This is a genomic window from Pseudomonas sp. CYM-20-01 (genome assembly GCF_023169845.1).
Classification (GTDB): domain Bacteria; phylum Pseudomonadota; class Gammaproteobacteria; order Pseudomonadales; family Pseudomonadaceae; genus Aquipseudomonas; species Aquipseudomonas azotoformans.
Map to the genome: position 1 here is coordinate 811,368 of NZ_AP025169.1, position 19,132 is coordinate 830,499.

General features: G+C 61.4%; 12 protein-coding genes. 11 read left to right on the plus strand and 1 reads right to left on the minus strand.

What is annotated here, in order from left to right:
- The first annotated feature begins 172 nt into the window (after positions 1–172).
- The 7 genes from rnr to dnaB all read left to right on the plus strand — a co-directional run bounded on the left by rnr (position 173) and on the right by dnaB (position 7,440).
- A complete protein-coding gene (gene rnr, locus M2497_RS03565; protein ID WP_248485865.1) occupies positions 173–2,806 on the plus strand; it encodes a ribonuclease R in 2,634 nt (877 codons plus the stop codon).
- A complete protein-coding gene (gene rlmB, locus M2497_RS03570) occupies positions 2,803–3,564 on the plus strand; it encodes a 23S rRNA (guanosine(2251)-2'-O)-methyltransferase RlmB (RefSeq protein WP_003188074.1) in 762 nt (253 codons plus the stop codon). The genes rnr and rlmB overlap by 4 nt, the downstream gene beginning before the upstream one ends.
- Before the next feature lie 290 nt (positions 3,565–3,854).
- Positions 3,855–4,277 carry a 30S ribosomal protein S6 gene (gene rpsF, locus M2497_RS03575; protein ID WP_010563335.1) on the plus strand — a complete coding sequence of 141 codons (423 nt, stop codon included), beginning with the start codon at positions 3,855–3,857 and terminating at the stop codon, positions 4,275–4,277.
- A gap of 28 nt (positions 4,278–4,305) precedes the next feature.
- Positions 4,306–4,536 (plus strand): 30S ribosomal protein S18, encoded by a 231-nt coding sequence (gene rpsR / locus M2497_RS03580; protein ID WP_002551829.1) that lies wholly within the window; start codon positions 4,306–4,308, stop codon positions 4,534–4,536.
- Between the two features lie 36 nt (positions 4,537–4,572).
- On the plus strand, positions 4,573–5,466 hold the full coding sequence (locus tag M2497_RS03585) for a hypothetical protein (RefSeq protein ID WP_071497212.1): 894 nt from the start codon (positions 4,573–4,575) through the stop codon (positions 5,464–5,466).
- A gap of 18 nt (positions 5,467–5,484) precedes the next feature.
- Positions 5,485–5,931 (plus strand): 50S ribosomal protein L9, encoded by a 447-nt coding sequence (gene rplI / locus M2497_RS03590; protein ID WP_003171376.1) that lies wholly within the window; start codon positions 5,485–5,487, stop codon positions 5,929–5,931.
- 111 nt (positions 5,932–6,042) lie between these two features.
- Positions 6,043–7,440: a replicative DNA helicase gene (gene dnaB, locus M2497_RS03595; RefSeq protein ID WP_016976916.1), complete on the plus strand. Its 1,398-nt coding sequence runs from the start codon at positions 6,043–6,045 to the stop codon at positions 7,438–7,440.
- Between the two features lie 9 nt (positions 7,441–7,449).
- Here the strand turns inward: dnaB and M2497_RS03600 are convergent, their stop codons facing one another.
- The gene (locus tag M2497_RS03600) at positions 7,450–11,472 is read right to left on the minus strand and encodes a DUF6543 domain-containing protein (RefSeq protein ID WP_248485866.1); all 4,023 of its coding nucleotides are present in this window, start codon (positions 11,470–11,472) and stop codon (positions 7,450–7,452) included.
- 211 nt (positions 11,473–11,683) lie between these two features.
- On the opposite strand from M2497_RS03600, the gene M2497_RS03605 reads away from it, so the two are divergent.
- From M2497_RS03605 to M2497_RS03620, 4 genes are all read left to right on the plus strand, one after another.
- The gene (locus M2497_RS03605; protein ID WP_248485867.1) at positions 11,684–13,987 is read left to right on the plus strand and encodes a YgiQ family radical SAM protein; all 2,304 of its coding nucleotides are present in this window, start codon (positions 11,684–11,686) and stop codon (positions 13,985–13,987) included.
- A gap of 203 nt (positions 13,988–14,190) precedes the next feature.
- On the plus strand, positions 14,191–15,111 hold the full coding sequence (locus M2497_RS03610) for an NAD synthetase (RefSeq protein ID WP_248485868.1): 921 nt from the start codon (positions 14,191–14,193) through the stop codon (positions 15,109–15,111).
- Complete coding sequence (locus M2497_RS03615; protein ID WP_248485869.1) at positions 15,108–15,557, plus strand: hypothetical protein; 450 nt, start codon at positions 15,108–15,110, stop codon at positions 15,555–15,557. Before M2497_RS03610 ends, M2497_RS03615 begins: the two co-directional genes overlap by 4 nt.
- A gap of 187 nt (positions 15,558–15,744) precedes the next feature.
- A complete protein-coding gene (locus tag M2497_RS03620) occupies positions 15,745–19,035 on the plus strand; it encodes a transglutaminase family protein (protein WP_248485870.1) in 3,291 nt (1,096 codons plus the stop codon).
- Positions 19,036–19,132 lie beyond the last annotated feature (97 nt).

The following is a 19,132-nucleotide window of genomic DNA, read 5'->3' on the forward strand; positions in this document are numbered from 1 at the left end:
TAAGCTGTAAACCCCCGCCACGAAAAAAGCCTGGAAAATTTCGCCAGTGGTCGTGCAAGGTGCCCGTTGCGGGCTGCAAAGGGCTTTAAAAGGCTTGTTGACGTCTGAAATTTCCCGTTTCAATACGCGTATGCCAAACTAACCCGTATATAGACAAGGTGAAAACTCTCTAATGGCCGATTGGCAGTCCCTCGATCCCGAGGCCGCTCGTGAAGCGGAAAAATATGAAAACCCTATTCCTAGCCGCGAACTGATCCTGGCGCATCTCGCCGATCGGGGTTCGCCTGCTAGCCGCGAGCAGTTGGTCGAAGAATTCGGTCTGACCACCGAAGACCAACTCGAAGCCCTGCGCCGCCGCCTGCGCGCCATGGAGCGCGACGCACAACTGATCTACACCCGCCGTGGCACTTACGCGCCTGTGGACAAGCTCGACCTGATCCTCGGTCGCATCGCCGGTCACCGTGACGGCTTCGGCTTTCTGATCCCGGACGACGGCAGCGACGATCTGTTCATGAGCCCGGCGCAAATGCGCCTGGTGTTCGATGGCGACCGTGCCCTGGCGCGCGTTTCCGGTCTCGACCGTCGCGGTCGCCGCGAAGGCGTGATCGTCGAAGTGGTGTCCCGTGGTCACGAGACCATCGTTGGTCGCTACTTCGAAGAAGGCGGCATCGGTTTTGTCGTGCCGGACAACCCCAAGGTGCAGCAGGAAGTGCTGATCACCCCGGGCCGCAACGCCAACGCCAAGATCGGCCAGTTCGTCGAGGTGAAGATCACCCACTGGCCGACGCCGCGCTTCCAGCCGCAGGGCGACGTGATTGAAGTGGTCGGCAACTACATGGCGCCGGGCATGGAAATCGATGTCGCGCTGCGCACCTATGACATTCCTCACGTCTGGCCCGAAGCTGTCGTGAAAGAAGCGCGCAAGCTCAAGCCGGAAGTCGAAGAGAAGGACAAAGAGAAGCGCATCGACCTGCGCGATCTGCCGTTCGTCACTATCGACGGCGAAGACGCCCGCGACTTCGACGATGCGGTCTACTGCGAGGCCAAGCCAGGCAAGCTGCGCCTGTTCTCCGGCGGCTGGAAGCTGTACGTGGCGATTGCCGACGTCTCCAGCTATGTGAAGATCGGTTCGGCCCTGGATGCCGAGGCGCAGGTGCGTGGCAACTCGGTGTACTTCCCCGAACGCGTGATTCCGATGCTGCCCGAGGAGTTGTCCAACGGCCTGTGCTCGCTGAACCCGAAAGTCGACCGTTTGGCCATGGTGTGCGAGATGACTATCTCGAAAACCGGCGAAATGACGGACTACCAGTTCTATGAAGCGGTGATCCACTCCCAGGCGCGCCTGACCTACAACAAGGTCAGCACCATCCTGGAGCAGCCGAAAACCAGCGAAGCCAAAGCCTTGCGCGGCGAGTACGGCCATGTCGTGCCGCACCTCAAGCAGCTCTATGCGCTGTACAAGGTATTGCTGGGCGCACGTCATACCCGTGGCGCGATCGATTTTGAAACCCAGGAAACCCGGATTGTCTTCGGTTCCGAGCGCAAGATCGCCGCGATCACCCCGACCACCCGTAACGATGCGCACAAGCTGATCGAGGAATGCATGCTGGCGGCCAACGTGGCCACCGCTGAATTCCTGAAGAAGCACGAGATCCCTGCGTTGTACCGCGTGCACGACGGCCCGCCGCCGGAGCGCCTGGAAAAACTGCGCGCGTTCCTCGGTGAACTCGGCCTGTCCCTGCACAAAGGCAAGGACGGCCCGACGCCGAAGGATTATCAGGCTCTGCTGGCCAGCATCAAGGATCGTCCGGATTACCACGTGATCCAGACCGTGATGCTGCGCTCCCTGAGCCAGGCGGTGTACAGCGCCGACAACCAGGGCCACTTCGGCCTGAATTACGAGGCGTACACCCACTTCACCTCGCCGATCCGTCGTTACCCGGACCTGCTCACGCACCGCGCCATCCGCAGCGTGATCCACTCCAAACAGAACACTCCGCACGTCAAGCGCGCCGGTGCCATGACTATTCCGAAGGCACGGATCTATCCGTACGACGAAGCGGCCCTGGAACAGCTGGGCGAGCAGTGCTCCATGAGCGAGCGCCGCGCCGACGAAGCTACCCGCGACGTAGTGAACTGGCTCAAGTGCGAGTTCATGAAGGATCGCGTAGGCGAATCGTTCCCGGGTGTGATCACGGCCGTGACCGGCTTTGGTCTGTTTGTGGAGCTGACCGATATCTACGTCGAGGGCCTGGTGCACGTCACCGCCTTGCCGGGCGACTACTACCACTTTGACCCTGTGCACCACCGCCTGGCGGGCGAGCGTAGCGGTCGCAGCTTCCGTCTGGGCGATACCGTGGAAGTGCAGGTCATGCGCGTCGATCTCGACGAGCGCAAGATCGACTTCGGCATGCCCGACAAGCCCGCAGAAGCGCCGGGCAGCCGTAAAAAACGTGGCAGTGAAACCACGGCTCCCGCCAGCAAAGGCAAGGGTGCTCCAGCTAAGGTGGCTGCAGAGCCAGCGCCTGCCAAGGCCGGTCGCCGCTCATCGACCAAGGAAAAGGCCCCCGAAGCCTACCGCCCAAGCGACGCAGCGGCGAAAAACGCCGAACTGCGCAAGAGTCGTGAGTTGAAGCAGCAGTTGCTCAACGAAGCCAAAAGCGGTGGTAAAGCGGCGTCTGGGGGAAAGTCCCACGGGGCGGAAAAGCCGTCGAGCAAGCCCAGTAAACACCGTAAAGGCCCGCCAAAAGCGGGTTCGGCTCCCGCGAAAAGCGGCGGCTCGCGCAAACCTAAGGCCAAGTCATGAGTCTGGAAAAAATCTACGGCGTCCACGCCGTGGAAGCACTGCTGCGTCACCACCCCAAGCGCGTCAAGCAAGTCTGGCTGGCGGAAGGCCGCAGCGAGCCGCGCGTACAAGCGCTGGTTGAACTGGCCACGCAAAACAAGGTTGCCATCGGCCAGGCCGAGCGTCGTGAAATGGACGTGTGGGTAGAGGGCGTTCACCAGGGCGTGGTGGCGGATGTCAGCCCGAGCCAGGTCTGGGGCGAGGCGATGCTCGACGAGCTGCTCGACCGTACCGAAGGTGCACCGTTGCTGCTGGTGCTCGACGGCGTGACCGACCCGCACAACCTCGGCGCCTGCCTGCGTTCGGCGGATGCTGCCGGCGCGCTGGCGGTGATTGTGCCCAAAGACAAGTCGGCGACCCTGACGCCGGTGGTGCGTAAAGTCGCGTGTGGCGCGGCGGAAGTGATTCCGCTGGTGGCCGTGACCAACCTGGCACGCACCCTGGAGAAACTCCAGCAGCGTGGCCTGTGGGTCGTGGGTACGGCGGGGGAGGCCGAGGTCAGCATTTATGACCAGGACCTCACCGGCCCGACCATCCTGATCATGGGCGCCGAAGGTAAAGGCATGCGTCGCCTGACCCGTGAGCATTGCGATTACCTGGTGCACCTGCCGATGGCCGGTAGCGTCAGCAGCCTCAACGTGTCGGTGGCTACCGGCGTCTGCCTGTTCGAAGCCCAGCGCCAGCGTGGCGCGAAGGCCAAGGCCAAACCGAAGAAGTAATCAAAATGTGGGAGGGGGCTTGCCCCCGATAGCGGTGTGTCAGTTGCAGATGATGTGGCTGATCCTCCGTAATCGGGGGCAAGCCCCCTCCCACAGTCGTTTTGGGGTGCTTGGAAGATTGTTCAAATAATCACCAATCACCTTGCGCGCATCCTCCCCCTTCTCTACAATTGCGCCCCTTGCCTTCCTGGCGGGCACCGATGTGCCTCCCTGCGGCAAGATCCATAAGTGTCATTCACTCCTTGTCTGACCGTTTTTGAGCGGCAGGCTACAACCCGTAAGGAGCATTCATGCGTCATTACGAAATCATCTTTTTGGTCCACCCGGATCAAAGCGAGCAAGTCGGCGGCATGGTTGAGCGTTACACCAAGCTGATCGAAGAAGACGGCGGCAAAATCCACCGTCTGGAAGATTGGGGCCGTCGTCAACTGGCCTACGCAATCAACAATGTTCACAAGGCTCACTACGTGATGCTGAACGTTGAGTGCACTGGCAAGGCCCTGGCCGAGCTGGAAGACAACTTCCGCTACAACGATGCAGTGATCCGTAACCTGGTCATCCGTCGCGAAGAAGCCGTTACCGGCCAATCCGAGATGCTCAAGGCTGAAGAAAACCGCAGTGAGCGCCGTGAGCGTCGCGACCGTCCTGAGCACGAAGGCGCTGATAGCGTTGATAGTGATGACAGCGACAACAGCGATAACGCTGACGAGTAATCCACGGACCTTTTAAGGAGCCTATCAAATGGCACGTTTCTTCCGTCGTCGTAAATTCTGCCGCTTCACCGCTGAAGACGTGAAAGAGATCGATTACAAAGATCTCAACACTCTGAAAGCCTACGTATCCGAGACCGGCAAAATCGTTCCAAGCCGTATCACCGGTACCAAAGCACGTTATCAGCGTCAGCTGGCCACCGCTATCAAGCGCGCCCGCTTCCTGGCCCTGCTGGCCTACACCGACAGCCACGGCCGCTGAGACCGGGCAGTCGACAAGTAGTAAGGGATTGAATGCATGCGCGCCTTAGCTGAGTTCATCATGCGCGGTCGCGTGCAGGCCACTCTGGTAGTGGCTGGATGTGCAGCATTGCCGTTGTTGTATTGGTTGGGTGCTGCCGCAGGTTGCCTTGTGCTGCTGCGGCGCGGTTTGCAGGATGCCCTTGGCGTCCTGGCCCTGGGAGTGCTGGCCGCCTTGATCTGGTGGCTGCAACTGGGCGAACCCAAGGTACTTCTGGTGCTGCTGGGGTCGTCGAGCCTTGCGTTGGTTTTGCGCGCAAGTGAGTCCTGGGCCCGCACGCTGCTGGTCAGCGTGGCAGTGGGGTTGGTGTTTTCGGTGTTGATCGACGCGGCTTTCCGCCCGCAGATCGAGGCGCTGTCGCAAGAGATCGTCAAGATCCTGCCGATGGCCCTCGGGGAACTCTACCAGCAGCTTTCGGTAGATGAGCGAGCGCGTCTTGCGACACTGATTGCACCGGCCCTGATCGGCCTGATGGCGGTAATGATGCAGATCGTCAGCGTGCTGAGCCTGATGCTTGGGCGTTATTGGCAGGCGTTGTTGTACAACCCGGGTGGTTTTGGTCGCGAGTTTCGCAGTATCAGAATCCCCGTGGGCCCGGCGATGTTGCTGCTGGCACTCATGGTGGTCGGACCGTACTTCGGTTCACAAGCCACCTTGCTGGTGCTGTTTTGCAGCGTACCGCTGGTGTTCGCCGGACTGGCCCTGATTCACGGGCTGGTCGCGCAGAAGCGCCTGGCCAAGTTCTGGCTGGTGGGGATGTACGTAACAATGGTGCTGTTCATGCAGCTGATCTATCCGTTACTCGTGGTTTTGGCCATTGTCGACGGCCTGATTGATTTTCGCGGTCGTCTGGCGCCGAAAGACGCCGATAACGCGAACGGTGAAGGTTAAAAGTTAGAGGATTTTCACATGCAACTGATCCTTCTGGAAAAAGTCGCCAACCTGGGCAACCTGGGCGACAAAGTGAACGTTAAGGCCGGCTACGGTCGTAACTACCTGCTGCCATACGGCAAAGCCACCGCTGCAACCGCTGCCAACCTGGCTGCGTTTGAAGAGCGTCGTGCCGAGCTGGAAAAAGCCGCAGCAGACAAAAAAGCTTCGGCCGAAACTCGCGCTGCCCAACTGGCTGAGCTGGAAGTGACTATCACTGCCACCGCCGGTGACGAAGGCAAGCTGTTCGGTTCGATCGGCACCCACGACATCGCTGATGCACTGACCGCCTCCGGCGTTGAAGTGCAGAAGAGCGAAGTTCGTCTGCCGAACGGCACCATCCGCAACGTAGGCGAATTCGACGTAGCCGTGCACCTGCACGCCGAAGTTGAAGCCACCGTACGCGTTGTCGTGGTAGCAGCTTAAGCCGCACCTAACTGACTGGCACCTCGCGTGCCAGGCGGTTAACATCGGGCACGATCCTGTTTACAGGTCGTGCCTTTTGTTTTTCTACACACCCCCAAATTCCAAGTGGCCATGAACGATATTTCAGCTCCTGAGCAATACGATCTGCAAACCGCTGCCCTGAAGGTGCCGCCGCATTCCATCGAGGCCGAACAGGCCGTGCTCGGTGGTTTGATGCTGGACAACAACGCCTGGGAGCGCGTGCTGGATCAAGTCTCGGACGGTGATTTCTATCGCCATGACCACCGCCTGATCTTCCGTGCCATTGCCAAGCTGGCCGACCAGAACTCGCCGATCGACGTGGTGACCCTGGCCGAGCAATTGGACAAGGAAGGCCAGACCTCACAAGTCGGCGGCCTGGGCTACCTGGGCGAACTGGCAAAAAACACGCCGTCCGTCGCCAACATCAAGGCCTATGCCCAGATCGTTCGCCAGCGCGCCACGTTGCGCCAACTGATCGGCATCAGCACCGAGATCGCCGACAGCGCCTTCAACCCCGAAGGGCGCACCGCCGAAGAGATCCTCGACGAAGCCGAGCGCCAGATCTTCCAGATCGCCGAGGCCCGCCCGAAAACCGGTGGCCCGGTGGGCGTCAACGAGCTGTTGACCAAGGCCATCGACCGCATCGACACCCTGTTCAACACCGACGCCGCCATCACTGGTATTTCCACCGGTTATGCCGACCTCGACGAGAAGACCAGCGGCCTGCAGCCGTCCGACTTGATCATCGTCGCCGGTCGTCCGTCGATGGGTAAGACCACCTTCGCGATGAACCTGGTGGAAAACGCCGTGTTGCGCAGCGACAAGACCGTGCTGGTGTACTCCCTGGAGATGCCCGGCGAATCGCTGATCATGCGGATGCTCTCGTCGCTCGGGCGTATCGACCAGACCAAGGTGCGTTCCGGCCAACTGGAAGACGACGATTGGCCGCGCCTGACCTCGGCGGTCAACCTGCTCAACGACCGCAAGCTGTTCATCGATGACACTGCGGGCATCAGCCCATCCGAGATGCGCGCCCGTACCCGCCGCCTGGTGCGTGAACACGGCGACATCGCCCTGATCATGATCGACTACCTGCAGTTGATGCAGATCCCCGGTTCCAGCGGCGACAGCCGGACCAACGAGATTTCCGAAATCTCCCGGTCCTTGAAAGCTCTGGCCAAGGAATTCAACTGCCCGGTGGTGGCGCTGTCCCAGCTCAACCGTTCCCTGGAACAACGCCCCAACAAGCGCCCGGTGAACTCCGACTTGCGCGAATCCGGCGCGATCGAGCAGGACGCCGACGTGATCATGTTCGTGTATCGCGACGAGGTGTACCACCCCGAGACCGAGCACAAGGGCATTGCCGAGATCATCATCGGCAAGCAGCGGAACGGCCCGATCGGCTTTATCCGCCTGGCGTTCATCGGTAAGTACACACGCTTCGAGAACCTCGCGCCGGGCAGTTATAACTTCGACGACGACGAGTAAAACCCAGGCTCAAGGGCGCGTCTCGGGGAGCGGGCCGAACAACGCGCGGATGGTCGGTTCGTTGTACTGGTAGTTCCAGCGCAGCTCGGTGCCGGCGCAAATATCCTCACGGGTAAAGAATGCTGTTAGCCTCAGTGATTCCCGAGGTTGCTCGCCTTTCTGGGTCTCCACATTGAAATACACTGCTTCGACGTTGTAGCCACCGCTTGCCTGGCGCACCGGGTAACCGGCTTCGTAGTCAAAGATAGTGTTCATGCGCGACAGCACGTTATCGCCTGAGAGCACGACTTCGCGGTTGATGGGGCTCGCGGTCGTCTCGTGTGGGATCTGATAGGGGCGCACGTCGATCAGGTACGGGTCCCGGCGAAACCCGGCGATGTGATGGGGCAGTAAACCGCCGCCGTATACTCCCAGCACTTCCCCCTTCGTCAAGTCTTTCGTGCTCACCACGCACGACTGTCCTATCAATACCGACTCTTCGGCGAAGCGGCACTGGGCTTGAGTAAAGGGCACCACTTCGATTTTTTCGTCATACAACTGCGCAACCTTTTCATAACCTTCCCACTGGATGTACGGCAGTACCGGCTGCTTGTCGAACAGCGCACCGCTCGTTGGGGATTTGCCCTGGCTTTGCATGGCTTTGATGCGCATCGGTTGGCCGTCCACATCGCGTAGGGGATAGCGGCCATTGTTGGCGCGGTCGTAGAGGCCTCGGTAATTCTGACTGAACTGGTACGAGGCGTGGGAGCGCATACTGCGCAGCTCGCTGGGCCCGTATGGATGAGGTGGGTTGGGGAGGGGCGACGGTAGACTTTCCAGCGCTGACTCATAGTCGACGTTCGAGTCGGCCGATTCGAACAGCTCGCTGGACGTGGAGCCGGAGCGCCTCCTGGGGGGTGTCGGCATCCCGCCCAGTAGTGCATCCTTCTGCGGATCAATCTGCCAGCCGCCCTCTGCGTTCTTGCCGATATACGGTTGGTAGGCCCTGAAGCGGCTGCGGGCGTCAAGCAAACGCCACCCCAGCGCGTCGGCTTTGACCAGATAGTAGTTGCCGGACTCCAGCACGTAATAGCGGTAGCTGCCATCCGGCAGGGGCGGGGCTTGGTAGACGCCGTCTGCGCGCAAGGTCAGCCCTTCGGGGGGCGTCGGGCTGGCGAAAAGCGGGTCGAAAGGCAGCCCCGGTACAGCAGGGGAGTCTGCCCACGGTGTTGGCGCACGTCTGGGCGGCGCGGGTTTGGCCAGCAGTTCGAGGCTGGCCTTGCGCAAGGCGCTGGGCAGGTCCGCAACTCCCGACTGGCGCAGCACGTGACTGCGCTCGCGGTCTGAAAGGCTTTGATCGATAGCCGTGAGCAGGTCGGCTGGTGCGCCCAGCGCTTGGCCTTGAGCGGTATGGCAAGTGAACTGCTCTCGTTCATGCACCAGCAAGTGCCCGGTGTCGTTTTCGCCGGCTCCGTTGCTATAGAGCAAGGGGCCGGTGAGCGTTTGCTCGCGGATCTCCAGTCGACTGGATGTTGGCCAGCCGGGCAAAGACTCCAGTGCTGTCAGCACCAGCACAGGGTAGTCGGGGCTGCGGGTTGTCTTCAGGTAGAGGCTTTCGTAGGCACGATGGACGCTGGATTGGTTCAGGTATTGGCCGAATTCCCAATGCTGTTGCGCGGTGAGGGAGCGTTCCAGCTGTAATCGCTGCTGATCTGCGAAGCTCAGCCCGCAGGTCGCCTCTTCCAGATGATATTTCGATAGGCCGGGCAGGATGTCACGGATCGTCTGCTCCAGCGCAGACGCGGGTTGTTCGGCGCGGTCGTTGAGCCAGGTAAACACGCGGTCTGCGTGCTCATGGGCCTCGGCCGCCAGGGTGAATGCGAGGTTTTCGACGTTGCTGGAGCGTCCGACCCGTCTGGCGGGCAGTTCATTGAACTGCGCTTGGGTCAGTTGTTCTTCCAGGCAGTCCAGCAACTCGCCTTTGCGAAAGCGTGCTTCAGGGACTGTGATTTCCAGCCCCTGGTTGCCGTGGCTGAACAGGACCCGTTGCTGTTCATCGACCACCTTCAGCACGCGGTTCGTCGGCCATTTTGGCAAGGATACCAGCAGGTGAAACTGGATAAGTGGAGAGTGTCGACTCACTTCGCTGCCTTCGGCACGGGCGAAGTTGAAGTCTTCGATTTCCTGCGCCAGGTTGAAGCGCCTGACTGTGTCGCGCAGGCCCGGCGGCGGGCGTACGACTTCCTGATGCGCCTGGCGCAGCAGGCTGGCGTCGGCACCACTGACCCGCAGGATCGGCTCCACCGCCGATGTCTTGATGTTCGACGCATCGGGGCCCAGCCGCTTGATCAGTTTGAAGTCGTCCCAATCGCGGGCGGTTTCGTGTTCCTGGCGCCACCCGCCGACGTCATTGCTGAGCATCTGCGGCTGATAGGCGCGCGGGTCGCTGGGGTGTTGCAGGCGCCATTGCGAGGTGCGCGGGTCGCGGGCCAGGGCGTGCAGGTGGTCATCGAGAGACACGTAATGCTGCCCCTCGTAGTGCTGCAGCCCCTGGGCGTCGACCGGCACCTGCGCTGGCAGTGTCTTGAGTTGGCGGTACGGCACCATGTCCGGGTTCCACAGGCGCATGCCCTGTTCCTGCACCTTGACCGCGATCAACCGCGCGCCGAACCCTCCGGCTTTCACCGCGCCTGCGGTAGCGACGCCCTGGGCGACGGTGTCCACCACGTCCATCATGTCATTCAGGGCCTGGTCGCTGTCCCCTCGGCTCCAGGCGGCAAACCCGTTGTAAAGGCTGTCGACCAGCTGTGCGGCTGTTACCACCAGCAGCACTTCGCCCACGATGGGAATGAATGACGCCGCGAAGAACAGTAGCGACTTACCGGTCTCGGCAAAGTAATGCAGGCGTTTCTGCCGGCTCAGGGCGTCGGCATCTGCCGTTGGCACCGCCAGGGTGCGGGCGTCGTCGCGGATCTGTTGGATACGTTGTATGGCGACCGCCTGGAACGCGTCGCCCTGGATCAGGGTACGGCTGACTTTGGCTTCAAGGCGGGCCGCAATCACCCTGGCGGGAGAGTCGATGCGTGGCGCGACGGTCCTGGCGGGCAGCACCGTGAGCAGCGTGCCCTGGTGTCGAAGCGGTACCAGTCGCTGGAAAAAACCGAAGTAGGCGGGCTGGGCCAGGCGTTGTACCAGCGAGTGTTCCAGGGACTCCATTGACTCATGCTTGCCGAACGAGCCGACGGGATCGTCGGGTATATAGAGCAGTTGCTGTCGATCCACTTGCGTATCGTGGATGACCAGCACGCTCGGCAGCACCACGCCGCCCAGGGTCAGGTGGTTGCATTGCAGGTCGGGATGGCCGCCATTGCGGGCCAGGGCCAGTAGAGTGCTGTACAGTCTTTGATCAATCCAGCCCCTCAAATGAGCGATATGCGAGCCGGTTTCGAACCGAGTCTGTTCACTTCGGGAAAAAAGCTGGCGTACCTGCACGGCTGCCTGGGGTGTGTCCTTGGGCGCAAGCAGCGTCTCAAGGTGTTGGAGGTAATGCTTCCCCAGGTCGAGGCTGCGACAGAAACCGGCGAACATGATCGGTGAGATGGGCTGCCGGGTTATCGCGGCGCCATACACGTTGTAAATGGCCGATCCGGCTTCCATCCCGCCATCCTCGGCTTCATCCGCTTCAAAGTTCTGCAGTGCGGCTTCCAACAGGGGTTGTTGGGTGGTCCTGGCGTGGGTCTTGATCAGGCCCAGCAGGTGATGGTTTTTCCATTCGCGCAACACAACCCCACGCTCACTGTCGAGCAGGCCGAAGAAGGTGTTGTGGAGCGCAAGTTCGAAATACGGCCGGGCGTACTCCGAAGGGCTTTTGAGCTGGCTGAGCAGCGCCTTGAGGTCATGCCGGGCCTGGTTGCTGTCGATCAGGCTGCGGCGCAAGTCATCGCGCCGCATCTTGTTGGCCCGGGTGAGCCAGGAGGGCAGCTTTTTCCGAATGAATTCAGTGTGGGCCGGGAGTGCGGGGGGCGTGACAGGTTTTGGCGTCAGGGCGCTCATGGCATGTCCTAGGGCGGGTTGGTTTGCCTCAGGTTACCCACGAAGATTGCCCGCAATGGCTAACGGGGTAGTGCGCGACGATAGGCGAAACCCTGTAGCGGCTTGGGTTGAAATGCCGGTGCGGCAAAAGCCGACCATTGCCGTCGGAATTGGTCAAAATTTGTGCTATATTCCGCGCCCGCGATTTTCCATCTCAACACCGGTCACCGTCATGCAAACAGCCAAGCCGTTATTTGACTATCCCAAGTACTGGGCCGAATGTTTCGGTCCAGCGCCATTCCTGCCGATGAGCAGGGAGGAGATGGATCAGCTTGGCTGGGATTCCTGCGACATCATCATCGTCACCGGTGATGCCTACGTTGACCATCCGTCGTTCGGCATGGCGATCATCGGCCGGCTGCTGGAGTCCCAGGGCTTCCGCGTCGGGATCATTGCGCAGCCGAACTGGCAATCCAAAGACGACTTCATGAAGCTCGGCGAGCCGAACCTGTTCTTCGGCGTCGCGGCCGGCAACATGGACTCCATGATCAACCGCTACACCGCCGACAAGAAAATCCGCTCCGACGACGCCTACACCCCAGGCGGCATGGCCGGCAAACGCCCGGACCGCGCCAGCCTGGTGTACAGCCAGCGCTGCAAGGAAGCCTACAAGAACGTGCCGATCGTACTCGGCGGCATCGAAGCCTCCCTGCGTCGCATCGCCCACTACGACTACTGGCAGGACCGGGTGCGCAACTCGATCCTGATCGACGCCACCGCCGATATCCTGCTGTACGGCAACGCCGAACGCGCCATCGTCGAGGTTGCCCAGCGCCTGTCGTGGGGCCACAAGATCGAAGACATCACCGATGTGCGCGGCACCGCGTTCATCCGTCGTGACACGCCGGCCGGCTGGTACGAAGTGGACTCCACGCGTATCGACCGTCCGGGCAAGATCGACAAGATCATCAACCCGTACGTGAACACCCAGGACACCCAGGCCTGTGCCATCGAGCAGGAAAAAGGCCCGGTTGAAGACCCGGAAGAAGCCAAGGTCGTGCAGATCCTGGCCAGCCCGAAAATGACCCGCGACAAGACCGTGATCCGCCTGCCATCGGTGGAGAAAGTCCGTGGCGACGCCGTGCTCTACGCCCACGCCAACCGCGTGTTGCACCTGGAAACCAACCCAGGCAACGCCCGCGCCCTGGTGCAGAAGCATGGCGAAGTGGACGTGTGGTTCAACCCGCCACCCATTCCCATGACCACCGAAGAAATGGACTACGTGTTCGGCATGCCTTACGCCCGTGTTCCGCATCCGGTGTATGGCAAGGAAAAAATCCCGGCCTACGACATGATCCGCTTCTCGGTGAACATCATGCGTGGCTGCTTCGGCGGCTGCACCTTCTGCTCGATCACCGAGCACGAAGGCCGCATCATCCAGAACCGTTCCGAAGAGTCGATCATTCGCGAGATCGAAGAGATCCGCGACAAGGTCCCCGGCTTTACCGGCGTGATCTCCGACCTCGGCGGCCCAACGGCCAACATGTACCGCATCGCCTGCAAGAGCCCGGAGATCGAATCCGCGTGCCGCAAGCCGTCGTGCGTGTTCCCCGGTATCTGCCCGAACCTGAACACTGACCACTCGTCGTTGATCCAGCTGTACCGCAGCGCCCGTGCGTTGCCGGGTGTGAAGAAGATCCTGATCGCCTCCGGCCTGCGTTATGACCTGGCCGTCGAGTCGCCGGAATACGTGAAAGAGCTGGTCACCCACCACGTCGGCGGCTACCTCAAGATCGCCCCGGAACACACCGAGGAAGGTCCGCTCAACCAGATGATGAAGCCGGGCATTGGCAGCTATGACAAGTTCAAGCGCATGTTCGAGAAGTACACCAAGGAAGCGGGCAAGGAGCAGTACCTGATTCCTTACTTCATCGCCGCCCACCCCGGCACCACCGATGAAGACATGATGAACCTGGCGCTGTGGCTCAAGGGCAACGGCTTCCGCGCCGACCAGGTGCAGGCGTTCTACCCGTCGCCGATGGCCACCGCCACGGCCATGTACCACTCGGGCAAGAACCCGCTGCGCAAGGTGACCTACAAGAGCGACGCGGTGACCATCGTCAAGAGCGAAGAGCAGCGCCGCCTGCACAAGGCGTTCCTGCGCTACCACGACCCGAAAGGCTGGCCGATGCTGCGTGAGGCACTGACCCGCATGGGCCGCGCCGACCTGATCGGGCCGGGCAAGGACCAACTGATCCCGCTGCACCAGCCGAGCACCGACAGCTACCAGAGCGCCCGTCGCAAGAACTCGACGCCGGCCGGCAGCCACAAGGTCGCCAAGGAAACCACCACCAGGATCCTCACCCAGCACACCGGCCTGCCGCCGCGTGGCAGTGACGGCAGCAACCCGTGGGACAAGCGCGAACAAGCCAAGGCCGCGGCCCAGGCGCGCAACAAGCAGGCCGCCAAGGAACGCGCCGATGCGGCCAAGGGCAAGGGCGGCAAGCCTGCGCGCAAGCCGGTCGTGCCACGTTGATCACAGCCTGAACATGCCAGACGCCAGCCTCGTGCTGGCGTTTTGCTTTCTAGCTGTTGGGTAACCTGTTTGCTAAGGTGGCGCCCATTAAATCGCTATCGCGGGCAAGCCCCCTCCCACATTCGACCGCATTCCAAATGTGGGAGGGGGCTTGCCCGCGATGGGGCCCGCCTGGTCACCATCATTCTCAAGGAAGAACACTCATGGCTAACCCCCTGGCCTCCATCGGCATGGACTCCAACCGCTCGCAGTTCATGGCGCGCCAACGCATCGAAAGCCAGATCAACCTGCCACGCCTGTTCGCGGCCATTGACTCCGATCCAGGTATCGTTGGCGCAGGCGTCGTATACATCGACGCCGATTTCAACGTCATCACCCTGCGCGAATTCAAGCCCATCTGCAGCATCAAGCCTAAGCGCATCATTTTGCGTGAAGCACAGAAGTACATTGCGCCGACGCAGTTTGCTCAACATGTCGTGAGCAATCCTCGAGAGTCCCGACTGATTGGCGAAGCCGTCAATACCGGAATCTCCTGCCTGGGGGCTGTCATCAGCTGGGCTGCGATCGCCAGTGGAACCATTCTGGTGCCTTTCAGTGCCGGCGCCAGTTCCGTCATCGTTGTGGTGGGATATGCGGCTGCCGGTGCAAGTTCGCTCCAGTGTTTCAACGGCATTGCTCGAACAGCGCTGGAGGTCGCCAAACCGGAGGTAAACGATTGGCTCGACAGTGAGGGCTGGTACCAGAATGCATCCGTTGTGTTGGACGCCGTATCACTGGCCGGCGTAGGCGGTTCGGCCCTGACGACGGTCAAGCTGGTCAGGGCTGCCAAAGCATCGACGGGCAAGAGCCTGCGTGACGTGCTTCGCGGTTTGAATCGCCAGGAAAGAGCCAAGCTGACGAAAGAGCTGCTCAGCATCAACCATCCCAGCTTGACCGCGAAGATGCTCAAGTTGAGGCAGGCGTCGGGCGAACTCACCAAGCGTTTCACCCCTACGCAGCTCAAGCACAGCACCACTACCCAGATCAAAGACGTCCTCGGCGCAACCATAGGATTTGGCGGGAGTGCGTACTCCGGAAACGTCAATACCATCGCGATAGGGTTGTACGAGGAAATAAACGAATGAACGAGTTAATGACGCTACGCGACTTTTTCAGGCATTACTTTCTGACGTTTCTTGGCGGTGTATTCGCTGCTTACTTTTCGTTGGCGTTGGCTGTGGCGCTGGCCTTTGTCACCTATTTTCGTGATGTGCCCCTTGCTCAAGTGGGGCTCAAGATCATGTCTGCCGGGGCGCTGCTCATTCTGTTGACGGTCCATAGCAACTTTATGATTTTGCGGGGCCGCCCCTCCTGGGTGTGGGTGATGGTCGGCATCTACGTCGCCTGTCTACTGTTTGTAGTTCCGATGATTCAATTCCAGCCTCACAAAATTCTTTATGGGTTGGCGCTGTTATTCCCATTGCTCGGATTATTGACACTTAACAGCAAGGTTCAACGAGAGATGCGTCAGAAGCTGCTTGAGATCCGCCACCTGCGCCAAGCCGTGATCGCCAAGCGCAAAACCGGCTGATTGGGTAGATTCCCCACCCACCTTCACACCCGCGCCACAAATATGTGCGTCACTTGCACCAGAGCATCGCCGTTGGCGCCGTTTTGGTGCTGTACTGCACCGGGTCCCACGATAAAGCGCAATGACCGCCGCTCTGGCATAAGTCTTGCGCGCTTTGTGTCCATGCCCTGGCTCGCAGGAGGCCGCCGTGTCGATTCATGTCGCGTTGCACCACGTTACGCATTACCGCTACGACCGCGCTGTCGAACTCGGCCCGCAGATCGTACGGTTGCGTCCGGCCGCCCATAGCCGCACGCGGATTCTGTCCTACGCACTGAAAGTGCTGCCCGAGCAGCACTTCATCAATTGGCAGCAAGACCCCCAGGGCAATTACCTGGCGCGGTTGGTGTTCCCGGAGAAGACCGATGAGCTGCGCATCGAGGTCGACCTGGTCGCCGAGATGGCGGTGTTCAACCCGTTCGACTTTTTCCTTGAGCCCTACGCCGAAAAAATCCCCTTCAGCTATGCCGCCGATGAACAGCGCGAGCTGGCGCCGTACCTGGAAACCCTGCCGCTGACGCCGAAGTTTGCGGCCTACCTTGCGGGCATCGACCGTACTCCATTGCCGGCCGTGGATTTCCTGGTGGGCCTCAACCAGCGCCTGGCGGCCGATATCGGCTACCTGATCCGTATGGAACCGGGCGTGCAGACGCCGGAATTCACCCTGGAAAACGCCTCCGGCTCCTGCCGTGATTCGGCCTGGCTGCTGGTGCAATTACTGCGCAACCTGGGCTTGGCGGCGCGGTTTGTGTCTGGCTATCTGATCCAGTTGACCGCCGACGTCAAAGCCCTCGACGGCCCGTCCGGCACCGAAGTGGACTTCACCGACCTGCACGCCTGGTGCGAAGTGTATTTGCCCGGTGCCGGTTGGATCGGCCTGGATGCCACCTCTGGGTTGTTCGCCGGTGAAGGGCATATCCCGTTGGCCTGTAGTCCCGATCCCTCGTCTGCCGCGCCGATCAGTGGGCTGGTGGAACCCTGCGAGTGTGAATTCACCCACGAAATGTCTGTAGAGAGGATTTGGGAGGCCCCACGGGTCACCAAGCCCTACACCGAGGAACAGTGGCTGGCGATCCAGGCACTGGGACGGCAGATCGATGGCGACCTGCTCAAGGACGATGTCCGCCTGACCATGGGCGGCGAGCCGACCTTTGTCTCCATCGACGATCCCGACGGCGCCGAATGGAACACCGCCGCCCTCGGCCCGGACAAACGCCGCCTGTCCGCCGAGCTGTTCCAGCGCATGCGCAAGCACTACGCGCCCAAAGGGCTGGTGCACTTCGGCCAGGGCAAGTGGTACCCCGGCGAACAGCTGCCGCGCTGGTCGCTCAACTGCTACTGGCGCCGTGACGGCGTGCCGATCTGGCACAACAGCGCGTTGATCGCCGATGAGCGAGAGGATTACGGTGCGGACGGCGTGATGGCCGGGCGTTTCCTGGCCAGCGTCGCCGAGCGCCTTAAGCTGCCGGCACGCTTTGTGTTCCCGGCCTTCGAAGACAATTTCTACTACCTGTGGCGCGAAGGCGCGCTGCCGCAGAACGTCACTGCCCAGGACCCGCGCCTGGGCGATGAGCTGGAGCGCGAACGCCTGCGCAAGGTGTTTGCCCAGGGCCTGGATAAAATCATCGGGCAAGTACTGCCGCTGGCGCGTACGCCTGCCAATGATCGTTGGCAGAGTGGCCGCTGGTACCTGCGCGATAACCACTGCCGTTTGGTGCCGGGAGATTCTCCCCTGGGCTATCGCCTGCCGTTGGCCTCGCAGCCGTGGGTGACGGCGGCCGAGTATCCGTTTGTGCACCCGACGGACCCTAACCAGGATCAGCCCGAGCTGCCGTCCACCGCCCAACTGCAAAGCCATGGCGAACCTGCGCCGAGTGATGAGCGCGTGCCCAAGGTGGACGAGTCCGCCGACTGGCTGACCCGCACCGCACTGTGCGCCGAAGCGCGGGAAGGGCGGCTCTATCTGTTCATGCCGCCGCTGGAGCGCGTCGAGGACTATCTGGAACTGGTGGCGGCCATCGAAGCCACCGCCGAAGAACTGCACTGCCCGGTCTTGCTCGAAGGCTACGAGCCACCGGCCGATTCGCGCCTGAGCAACTTTCGCGTCACGCCGGACCCGGGTGTGATCGAGGTCAACGTGCAGCCATCCGCCTCCTGGGACGAGTTGGTGGAGCGCACCGAGTTCCTCTACGAAGAGGCGCGGCAAACCCGCCTGACCACCGAGAAATTCATGATCGACGGGCGCCACACCGGCACCGGTGGCGGTAACCATTTCGTGCTCGGTGGCGCCACGCCCAAGGACTCGCCGTTCCTGCGTCGCCCAGATCTACTGCGCAGCCTGATCAGCTACTGGCACAACCACCCGTCGTTGTCCTACTTGTTTTCCGGCTTGTTCATCGGCCCGACCTCCCAGGCGCCACGGGTCGACGAGGCGCGCAACGATGCACTGTACGAGCTGGAAATCGCCTTCGCACAAATGCCTGCTCCCGGCGAAGAATGCCCGCCCTGGATGGTCGACCGCCTGCTGCGCAACCTGCTGATCGACGTGACCGGCAACACCCACCGCGCCGAATTCTGCATCGACAAACTCTACTCACCGGACGGCGCTACCGGCCGCCTGGGCCTGCTGGAACTGCGTGCATTCGAGATGCCGCCCCATGCACGCATGAGCCTGACCCAGCAACTGCTGTTGCGCGCCTTGGTCGCGCGCTTTTGGCGCGAGCCCTACGCACCGCCGAAGCTGGCGCGCTGGGGCACCGAGTTGCACGACCGTTTCCTGCTGCCGCACTTCATCGAGCAGGACTTCGCTGACGTGATCGTCGAGCTCAACGCCGCCGGCTACCCGCTGCGCGCCGAGTGGTTTGCCGCGCACCTGGAATTCCGTTTTCCCAAGGTGGGCGATTACGCCGTCAGCGGTATCGAACTGGAACTGCGCCAGGCCCTGGAGCCCTGGCATGTGCTGGGCGAGGAGGGCGCGGTGGGCGGTACGGTGCGCTATGTGGATTCGTCGCTGGAACGCCTGCAAGTCAAACTGACCGGGCTGCCACCGCAACGCTACCTGCTGACCTGCAACGGCATCCCGGTGCCGCTGCAAGCCACCGGACGCGTTGGTGAGTTTGTCGCCGGTGTGCGTTACCGCGCCTGGCAACCGGCCAACTGCCTGCAACCAACCATCCCGGTGCATGCGCCGTTGGTGTTCGATCTGCTGGATACCTGGATGCAGCGTTCGCTGGGCGGCTGCCAGTACCATGTGGCCCATCCGGGTGGACGCAATTACGACAGCTTGCCGGTAAATGCCAATGAGGCGGAGAGCCGGCGGATGGCGCGGTTTTTCAGGCTTGGGCATAGCCCCGGCAAGCTTCCCGTACCGACGGTAACCGTCAACGATGAATTACCGATGACCCTGGATATGCGGCGCCACCCCAATAAAAATGACTGAACACTGTTTAAATGTGGGAGGGGGCTTGCCCCCGATTGCGGTGTGTCTGCTGTCCATCTGTTGCCTGACAGTCCGCCATCGGGGGCAAGCCCCCTCC